The organism is Caldanaerovirga acetigignens (assembly GCF_900142995.1).
In the GTDB taxonomy this organism is placed as follows: domain Bacteria; phylum Bacillota; class Thermosediminibacteria; order Thermosediminibacterales; family Thermosediminibacteraceae; genus Fervidicola; species Fervidicola acetigignens.
In genome coordinates, this window is sequence record NZ_FRCR01000027.1 from 1 (window position 1) to 9,004 (window position 9,004).

Annotated in this window: 11 protein-coding genes; 2 read left to right on the forward strand and 9 right to left on the reverse strand. The window is 44.1% G+C overall.

The genetic code is table 11. The features are described from left to right. The first annotated feature begins 55 nt into the window (after positions 1-55). Positions 56-241, forward strand: a complete 186-nt coding sequence (locus BUB66_RS12825) for a zinc ribbon domain-containing protein (RefSeq protein ID WP_425291889.1) — start codon at positions 56-58, stop codon at positions 239-241. 216 nt (positions 242-457) lie between these two features. Here BUB66_RS12825 and BUB66_RS11655 read toward each other — a convergent pair whose 3' ends face one another. The 5 genes from BUB66_RS11655 to BUB66_RS11675 form a co-directional block, all read right to left on the reverse strand. Next, positions 458-1,024 (reverse strand): serine dehydratase beta chain, encoded by a 567-nt coding sequence (locus BUB66_RS11655; protein ID WP_073258696.1) that lies wholly within the window; start codon positions 1,022-1,024, stop codon positions 458-460. Between the two features lie 243 nt (positions 1,025-1,267). Beyond that, positions 1,268-2,710 (reverse strand): sigma-54 interaction domain-containing protein, encoded by a 1,443-nt coding sequence (locus BUB66_RS11660; RefSeq protein ID WP_244269856.1) that lies wholly within the window; start codon positions 2,708-2,710, stop codon positions 1,268-1,270. Positions 2,711-2,840: 130 nt separating this feature from the next. Next, positions 2,841-4,019, reverse strand: coding sequence for a PP2C family protein-serine/threonine phosphatase (locus BUB66_RS11665; RefSeq protein ID WP_073258698.1), 1,179 nt, complete (start codon positions 4,017-4,019; stop codon positions 2,841-2,843). Then, the gene (locus BUB66_RS11670) at positions 4,016-5,740 is read right to left on the reverse strand and encodes a [Fe-Fe] hydrogenase large subunit C-terminal domain-containing protein (RefSeq protein ID WP_073258700.1); all 1,725 of its coding nucleotides are present in this window, start codon (positions 5,738-5,740) and stop codon (positions 4,016-4,018) included. Before BUB66_RS11670 ends, BUB66_RS11665 begins: the two co-directional genes overlap by 4 nt. Then, positions 5,731-5,997: a (2Fe-2S) ferredoxin domain-containing protein gene (locus BUB66_RS11675; protein ID WP_073258702.1), complete on the reverse strand. Its 267-nt coding sequence runs from the start codon at positions 5,995-5,997 to the stop codon at positions 5,731-5,733. The genes BUB66_RS11670 and BUB66_RS11675 overlap by 10 nt, the downstream gene beginning before the upstream one ends. 243 nt (positions 5,998-6,240) lie before the next feature. Between BUB66_RS11675 and BUB66_RS11680 the strand changes: the two genes are divergently transcribed. Then, positions 6,241-7,197 carry an aldo/keto reductase gene (locus BUB66_RS11680; RefSeq protein WP_073258704.1) on the forward strand — a complete coding sequence of 319 codons (957 nt, stop codon included), beginning with the start codon at positions 6,241-6,243 and terminating at the stop codon, positions 7,195-7,197. Positions 7,198-7,246: 49 nt separating this feature from the next. On the opposite strand, the gene BUB66_RS11685 is transcribed toward BUB66_RS11680, so the two are convergent. From BUB66_RS11685 to BUB66_RS12445, 4 genes are all read right to left on the reverse strand, one after another. After that, on the reverse strand, positions 7,247-7,465 hold the full coding sequence (locus BUB66_RS11685; RefSeq protein WP_073258705.1) for a hypothetical protein: 219 nt from the start codon (positions 7,463-7,465) through the stop codon (positions 7,247-7,249). 80 nt (positions 7,466-7,545) lie between these two features. Next, positions 7,546-8,079: a hypothetical protein gene (locus tag BUB66_RS11690; RefSeq protein WP_073258707.1), complete on the reverse strand. Its 534-nt coding sequence runs from the start codon at positions 8,077-8,079 to the stop codon at positions 7,546-7,548. Beyond that, the gene (locus tag BUB66_RS12440; RefSeq protein ID WP_198409463.1) at positions 8,043-8,219 is read right to left on the reverse strand and encodes a hypothetical protein; all 177 of its coding nucleotides are present in this window, start codon (positions 8,217-8,219) and stop codon (positions 8,043-8,045) included. The genes BUB66_RS11690 and BUB66_RS12440 overlap by 37 nt, the downstream gene beginning before the upstream one ends. 47 nt (positions 8,220-8,266) lie before the next feature. Further along, entirely contained in the window at positions 8,267-8,626 is a 360-nt protein-coding gene (locus BUB66_RS12445; protein WP_198409464.1) for a recombinase family protein, read from the reverse strand. Positions 8,627-9,004 lie beyond the last annotated feature (378 nt).

Below are 9,004 nucleotides of genomic sequence, written 5' to 3' on the forward strand. Positions count from 1 at the left end.
GTGGAACTTTAAGGAGCTGGCCTCGTTCATCGAATACAAGGCAGCCCTTGCCGGAGTGCCTGTAATCTACGTCGATCCCAAGGAGACCTCCAAGACTTGTCCGAAGTGCGGGAATGTTTCCCGGTATAACCGGAAGATCCAAGGCTGGTTTAAATGCGTAAAGTGTGGATACCAGTCTGATGCGGACAGGGTGGGGGCAATAAACATAGCCGCGAAAGCGCTCGATGCTCTCGGGGCATGACCCCGGGAGAAAGGGGAGCGTGACACCCCTTAAGGCCAAGGTGATGATCCGGGTCATCCGGGGAATGCTGGCTAACCTGCGGCTTTAAGCCGCCGTCTCACGTTGGGATGCCCCCTAATTCATTAGGGGGAGGATGTCACTTCCATCATTGAGGTTATATAAGCTATTACTGTGTTAAAAATTCCAGGAATTAATTTGTTTTCTCTCTTACATTTTTCAATCATCCAAGCCACAAAAATCATAATCCCCAATAAGTTTAATAATTGCGTCTGTTTTTTCTTTAAACGTTTTATTGTCGATATTTTTAAAGAATATTAAGGTTTCATAAAAATCACCGCAAATTTCTACTTTAAACCCCTCTAATTCTTGAACCTCAATCATACCACCACCAGTGGAGATAGCAGTTAGTCTGATAACCTCGTTGTCGTCGCTAATTGCCGTTATTCTATATGTATTAGGGTGCTCTGCCGGATAATCAACTATTTTAAAACTAACAATAATGCCCTCTTCCTCAGCCAATTTCAGCGAATCAATTAAGCGGTCATCATTTGGTTCAAAACCTAACAGCCCCCCCACAAAACCGATATCTGAACCATGCCCATGGTATGTAGTCGCCAGAGACCCTTTCGTATCAAACTCAACAATAACTTCTTTGAGTTTCCCTTTAACCATCTGCCTAACTAATTTGCCAATTCTAAGCGCTGCGGCTACATGCGAACTTGAAGGCCCTCTCATAATTGGACCAATTACATCATTAAAAATACTTGCAGGCTGTTTAAGCATCGCTTTGCACTCCTTACACTTTTATATCTTCCTTCAAATCATTAAGTTCCATTATTATGGCTCATACATAACCATCGTCGGTATGCATATCTATTTTGTTGCTAATCCTAATGCAAATATCATTCCATCTTCTTCAACCCTTTTCTTTAAAAACAACTTTGCAATTAAAAAGCGTTTACAAAACTCCCGCATAAATAAAAAAAGTCCCAAAAAATAGACGATACAGACTCATTTTTGAGACTTTTAATATAAATCATTTTTTAATAATTTCTTATTGAGTCCATATTTTTTTACTTTGTTATGGAGAGTTTGCTTCGGGACCTTCAATAGTCTCGCAGCTTCAGCGTAATTACCATTTGCCGCCATTATCGCTTTCTGGATCAGGTTCTTTTCAAAATTGCCGACTGCTTCACTTAACGGTGGGAATCCAGTTTGAAGATCGACTCCGGCACAACATCTATCATCACCTGTCACTAAATCTCCGAAATTCCGCGGCAGATCCTTTAGCTTTATAATTTCCCCTTCGATGAAGTTCATGGCATTTTCTATTATTGATTTTAACTCCCTTACATTGCCGGGCCACCGGTAATTCATGAAAAGCTCCATGACCTCCCGGGAAACACCCTTTACGCTTTTGCCCAACAGTTTATTATATTGTCTTATAAAGTGCTCAACGAGAAGAGGAATATCTTCCTTTCTTTCCCTGAGCGGCGGAACCGTGAGAGAAATTACATTAAGCCTGTAATACAAATCTTCCCTCAACAGTTTTTTCTCCACCGCCTTTTGTGGCGGTTCATTGGTAGATGCTATAATCCTCACATCCACAACGGTGGTCTTTATACCTCCTATCCTTCTTATGACTCCATCCTGCAGAACGCGTAGGAGTTTTGCCTGCAATTCTATATCCATGGAATTTATCTCATCTAAAAACAGCGTTCCGCCGTTGGCAAGTTCGAAAAGCCCCGGGCGGTCCTTTGCGCCGGTAAAACTCCCGGCAGTCGTACCGAACAGGATTCCTTCCAGCAACGTCTTAGGCAAAGCGGCGCAGTTTTGCGCGATAAATGGCTTGTTCCTTCTTGTCAGGCTGGCATTGTGTATAGCCTGAACTAGAAGCTCCTTTCCCGTTCCCGTTTCGCCGTAAACAAGAATGGGCGATGGACTGTCGGCAACCTTCTTTGCCTTTTCTATCAATTCCCGGATTGCCGGGCTTTTACCTATTATATCATCAAAGGTGTAAACGGCCTTGCAATCGCTGTAATTTTTTTCACAAGAAGCCTTCTTGTAAAGCTCCTTTTGAAGGGAGACAATTCTTTCAGAAAGATCCCTTAATGTAGAAAACTCCCTGTAAAGCTCAAACGCTCCCACTATCTTCCCATTTTGTATCAGCGGCATTGTCGATGTAACGGTGGTTACCTTTTCTCCCTTGTAATTCAAGTAGGTCTGGACATAATCTATTAGGGGCTTTCCAGTCCTCAAGACGTAGTAAAAAGTACTCGTCTCCGGAGTCAAATCCGGAAATATCTCCAATATATTTTTGCCCACCGCATCCTTCGGTTCTATCCCCGCTATCTGGGTGACCGGCTCATTGTAAAACACAACATTAGCTTTGGTATCTACGACCAGAACGCCCTGTTTTAAATGAACCAGCATGGATTCAAAAAGAAACTTATAATCAAATCGGGTCACGCAAATCACCTCTCTATAACCCGATTAAAATATTCTTCACTATTCATTATGTCTTGCTTTTATACAATTTTACTATTATAAAGACTTATTGTAAATTGCCAAAAAATAAAACGGCCTAAAAAAGGCCGCATCAATAATACTCCACATTTACCCTTTTTCCCCATTTTTTTAGAATCCGGGCTATCTCTTCAATCACCTTAACCTTATCGCCGGATATCTCGACGAAATAATCTTTCTCGTGCGCCGGATTTACAGCCTTGCCTACCAAAAAATTTACGTGGGTCGCCTGATTTATCAAAATATCAGCCAAAAGCGACGCTCCATCCTTTTTTTTCTTTATATCCCTCAGCAGAGGCATAGTAAAATTATCCGCATTTGCGAGGTTCCTCAGCTTTTCCAGGCACTTCGTAAGGGTTATCAGACCTTCAGTCACCAGATCTATCCCCTCTATTTGTGCCGTAGGGGGGATCGAAGGATCGACGTATTCCAATTTTGTTACTATCTCCCTTCCGGTCTCCCTCGATACTATGTTGGCAGTGGTACCTCCGCATACAACCTTCTTCCCGCTGCTTTCTAAAATCTTTCGCACCACCTCTTTGTCTTTTGATTTATCCGCCGGCGGGCCTACCAACAACGTCACCAATTCCGAATTTCTCACTCCGACGCCCACTACAGTCGCATCATCGCCTGGAGCACTAAAATAAAGGTGTTCCGAGGTTTCTATAAGTCTTTCCACCATTTCCGCCACCGAATACCTTTTTCTCGCCATCCGCTCCAGATATTCAGCAACATTTTCCCACTGCCACCCCAGGTTCAAAAGACCTCCGACACCGGCGTGAATTATTCCATCGCTCACAATGAAAATCCTATCTCCGGGGAGGGCCGTAAAATCGCACTCGTAAATCCTCTTTTCTTCTACATAAAACTCCCGGCGCGGCATCTCGACGACCTTTCCGTTTCTTATATATATGGCCGGAGGGTTATCAAACTCAAAAAGTCTACCTTTTCCGTCATCGCTGATTTCCACTATAGAAAAGGTGCTGTACGCCAGCTTTCTCACCCTGCATACAGGAAGCGTATTAGCTATGGTTCTCACTACTTCCTCTATGGTAGCCTTCTCTTTTAACATAGTAGAAGCGATTCTCACTGTAAGCGTTGAAAGGATATTGGCTTTTACTCCGCTCCCCAACCCATCAGCCATAACAGCGATTATGCTGTCTTCTGACTGAACCACCTCTACGCTATCGCCACAAAGCTCCTCGCCTTTTTTATTTAAACTTTTTGCAAAAACTTCTGTAAACACTTTCACAGCTCTTTTCCCCCGCTCTTTACGAGCTCGATAAGTCTTAGAAGCAGCACTTTGCTTTCCGCTGTAGTCTCGCCCAAAAGGCCGGCGATTTCCTGGGCCACCCTCATTTGCTTATTTATCACTTCCTGGGCCTTTTTCACGGTTTCTTCCCTAACCCTCTCAAGTTCCTTTCTTTGTCTTTCCTGCTCGCTGATATCCTGCATGATGATCAGGGCAAGTTGTGAATCTTCTATATAAAGGATGCTCTCGAATACCGTTGTAAAATCGCGGGGGTAATTTTCCTTCTTGCTGGAAAGGGAAGATTTGTTAGCAAGGACCCACGCCACATCTCTGTCGTCCATAAAGTCCGAAAGAGGCCTTCCCAAAACTTCTTCCTTTTCTACACCTAGCATCTTTTCACCGGCTCTGTTTATTTCCCTCACCTTCAAATCCTTGTCCACCAAAATTACGGCATTGGGAGTATTGTCTATAATGAGATTGGCTAGGGATTCGGCCCTCGACCTCATATAGGGAATGCACATGTCGACTTCCGCCATTCCTCTAAAAACCGCTGCCGCTTTTTCCCTGCAGGAAGAATATCCGCACGCACCGCAATTTAGCTCTTTTTCGGGCGAAGTCTTACCTATTTTATATAGGATCTTCTTAATATCTTCTTCAGTGGGCTCTAGAATATTTGGAACCTTGCGCTCGAAGGTCCGGCCAAGGTCAATCTCGAAAAGAAAATCTCTTACTTTTTTGTTATCTACCCTCAGGTTTTCTCTGATGAAATAAAGTAGCTTCGCTCTTCTTTCGTAAAGCGAACTTTCCTGCGGCATCATGGGGCCTCCTAGGCACCCTCCGCTGCAGGCCATCATTTCAAGGATCTTGGCATTAACTTTTCCTTTTTCAACGGCATCTAACAGCTCCTTGCACTCTTTTATACCATCTGCCACCAAAACTTCTTCCGAAAGGAAATCCCCTTTTATAAGTGAAGTCTTCAAAAGACCTCCAGGCAGGGGGTAATTTCTTGCCTCAAAAGGTTCGATAAGGCCTTCTCCTATGCTTATGCTTTCCAATTGTGAAGCCTTATTCCCTTCGCTTAACCATTCCTTCAGCTCCTGGAAGGTTAACACCGCATCCACGTCGCCGGAAACGCTATAGTCCCTTGCTTCGGCTTTTTTTGCAACGCACGGCCCTATAAAGACAACTTTTACATCCTTTCCGAACCTTTTCTTTAAAGACCGGGCATGGGCCACCATCGGCGAAACCTGGGGAGCAAGATTTTTTATGAGCACCGGATAGTACTTCTCGACGAGGTTCTTTACCACGGGACATGCTGTAGTGATAATAGGGTAAACATCGCTGTTTTCAGCTAATTTTCTGAACTCGCGGGAAACGAGCTCTGCACCCACCGCCGTTTCTTCTGCCCTATAAAAACCCAGATTCTTTAGCATCGCATACATTTCATAAGGACTTTTTACATCAAAGGCCGCCGGATAGGACGGAGCGATGGAAGCGATGACCCTTTTTTTCGATTTAATAAATTCCTTCACGATTTCAAGCTCGCTTTTTACCTTCTTCGCATTTTGCGGGCACTCTATGACGCATCTTCCGCAAAACACGCAAAGGTCCTCCACTATTTCTGCCTGGCCGCCGGAAATCTTCACTGCCTTTACCGGGCAATGCCTCACGCATCTATAACAGTTTTTACAGTTGGCCTTCGATACGCTTATTACTTGCAAATCACATCATCCTTCGAAATATTATTTTTTATTCTCTCCACCAAATTCGCCACATCCTTAGGAAAGACCGATGAATAATAATTTTCCCCCACCTTTACCGTGACGCCTTCTCCGCATCTTCCTAAACAAAATCCGGCCTTTAGAACTATATGGCCTTCTAGGCCGTATAATGAAATAGCTCTTTCAAACTCCTTTATTACTTCGTAAGATCCTTTCAAATGGCAGGAACTTCCCACACAAATAGTTATCTCAAACATAATGATACCCCTTCTTTTTGATAAGATAAATCCCAAAAATATACCAAATTGGATATGTTATTTTTTTAACAATTCCTTTTAAAAAAATTTACATGCACTTTAATTATACTACAAACAGCGATATAATAAAAGGAATTCGTAAAAATTCGTAGAATTAATTGATAAATACTAAATTATTCTATGCGAAAGGGACATTTAGTAAAAGTTCTGACGGATTAAGAATTATAGAAGGAGGCCAATGAAATGAAGAAAAACTTTCTAGGCAATACCGGAATCGAAGTAACAGAACTTTGTTTTGGCGCCCTTCCCATGGGACCACTGCAAAAAAATATGGACCTGGAATCCTGCACGGAAGTAGTGGCTTATGCTTTTAAAAAAGGCATAAATTTCGTGGATACTGCCCAGATGTACAGGACCTACGATCCAATCAGGGAAGCGGTAAAGCTCACAGGAATAAACCCCGTAATCTCAACCAAATCTACCGCGTCATCCTACGAAGAAATGGAAAAGGCCATCGATGAAGCTTTAAAATCCCTTGACAGAAACTACATAGATATCTTTTTCATGCACGCAGCAAGGGTAGACGTGGATGTCTTCGAAGTGAGAAAAGGAGCCTTAAAATGCTTGCTGGAATACAAAGCCAGGGGATATATAAAAGCTGTGGGAATTTCTACCCACAACGTCAAGGTAGTGGAACTCGCATCATCCCGGGACGATATGGACGTAATATTTCCGCTAATAAATTACAAAGGCGTAGGCATATTGGGTGGAAGCGTGGATGATATGAAATTGGCTATTGAAAAGGCTGCTGAATCCGGGAAAGGTATCCTGATCATGAAGGCCCTTGGTGGCGGTGCACTCTTGAAAGATTATAAAATAGCTATGGATTTTATAAGGAGCCTTAAATGCTATCACTCCATTGCCGTGGGAATGGTAAGCAAGGAAGAAGTAGATTTCAACGTTAATTACTTCAACGAAATTTACGAAGATGAAAAGCTGCCTGTCTTCGGAAATGAGCAAAAAAAATTCTTGGTAATGGAATTCCTCTGCAAGGGTTGTAAATCCTGCGTCGAGACATGCCCAAATTTAGCAATAGAATACGACGAAGAAAGGAAAAAAGCCAGGATAAACCAGGAAAGGTGCCTTACCTGCGGTTATTGCACCGCTTCCTGTCCGGAATTTGCAATAAGGGTGGCATGAAAGAGGAGGTCAATTTTCCCTATACAAAGCTAAACAATCTATAGCTTTGTTAGGCACTCATTGTGCAGACCCCAACAAAAGATGTGTCGTTGGAGCCGACGGCCACCTCCATCACCGTCTGGCCAGCCCGGTACCCCATCATGGGGAGACCCACATCCCCCCGGTTTGGGCCTCTGGCTGCCGGGCTGCTTCCCGGCGTTTTCCGTCCCTCGGGCCCTGGCCCTAAGGCACATACCGGGAAGGGTGAGTTACCCCGCTTACCCGCCACCCCTTAACCCCCACCACAGGGTGTTGCCAGACTTCCGGGCAACCTAGCAGGGAAGAGCGGCAGGCTTAAAGGCTAAAACGTCAGCCCGTTCCGCTTACCATGAAGGACAGCCACTCTGTGGGCCCCCAGACCCTAAAAATCTTGTCTTCTCTTATGGCCCACTTTCGGGCAGCCTTATAGAGACCGAAAAGTTTGCCCCAGAGCCTGAAGGGCTTCCATCCTTCCTTGGGCGAAAGCCTCCTCAAGAGTTCCCGGAGCATCCTCTCCGCGAATCCTAATGCCCGACGGGCTATCACAAGGGCCGCCGCCTGGTGAGCGGACAGCCCATAAGCTTCCGAATACTTGAAATACCCGATAAGTGAAGTAAATCTGGCAGATACGGTAAAGACTGTGATACCCCTCTTCCTCAAGGCCACGACGATCCGGTTGAACAGGAACCTCTTGCAAAAGTTGTGGGTGACACGGTTGAAGAGGCGGCTGGTGTCGTAGTCCTGGGCAAAGGACAGCTCTTCCAGGGCTACCTGCTTTATACCCAGCGATTCCAGCCATTCGGCTATGTCTTTAGCCACGTTTCCGGCTATCCATTCCCGTTTTTCATGGGAAACGTAGACCATTTCAGGACACCGGAAACAGCGTGAGAGAAGGAAATAAAGCAATCAAACCTTCTGTTCTTGCGGACTACTCTTACCGTATAGGCACCGGCTCTCAAAAGGTGCTGCAGGATTATATTCCTTCCAGTAGGCCAGCTTGCCACGAAGCTTGTCTAGCCGGGCTAATATGCCCTGTCGGTGAAGTTTATTCTTAGTGCGTTCCAGTTTTTTCTTCAGACTTCTCTATTTTGGCCTCCAGGTCGGAGACGTGCATCCTTACCTGCTCTTTCTGGCTATCGATGGTAGTTTCAGCATCCTCGACAGCCCACTGGCACCAGCGTGCGTTGGGAAAGAATTTATCGTAGAGGTCTCTGACTATCTTGCGCTTCTCGTTCAAGCCCGAACCCTGTTCCGCAATAAACGCCACTATCTCATAGCCTCTGGAACGACAATACTCTTCGAGCCGCTGCCTTTGGCTTTCCAGATTTCCTGATCCGGCCTGTTTAGCTGAAGAAACGCGGGCGTAAATAACTTTAACTTTTACAAAAGAAATGATCTGATGCTTGTTTATGTACTATAAAAAAGGATTGTAGAAAAGTAAGAGGGAGCAAGACAGAACGATAATAAAAAGAACATTCAACCACTTAAGGTTTAGGCAGTATTAAAAATGTCGTCGACCTCCAATAATGCAAAAACCCCCGGGGATCGACGACAGAGTAAAAATGTTTATAATGATAGAACTTATGCGGAGTGAGAAGGATTTTATGTATTTATGTCGAATAATTTATTGAAAATTAACACAATCTACTTTCTCTTAAAATCTTTTACTTTTTAGCCATATTACGGGTTTTTAGCCTACCTATGAGGGATTGAAACAAAAACCGCTTCCGATTTTAAACCTGTTAAAAATACCTCGTTTTTAGCCTACCTATGAGGGATTGAAACTTGA

What these genes read in the sequence shown, in the direction of transcription:
- BUB66_RS11680 (WP_073258704.1), top strand. Translation starts at nt 6,241, where the DNA reads ATGAAGAAAAACTTTCTAGGCAATACCGGAATCGAAGTAACAGAACTT.
- BUB66_RS11655 (WP_073258696.1), bottom strand. Translation starts at nt 1,024, where the DNA reads ATGCTTAAACAGCCTGCAAGTATTTTTAATGATGTAATTGGTCCAATT.
- BUB66_RS11675 (WP_073258702.1), bottom strand. Translation starts at nt 5,997, where the DNA reads ATGTTTGAGATAACTATTTGTGTGGGAAGTTCCTGCCATTTGAAAGGA.
- BUB66_RS11690 (WP_073258707.1), bottom strand. Translation starts at nt 8,079, where the DNA reads ATGGTCTACGTTTCCCATGAAAAACGGGAATGGATAGCCGGAAACGTG.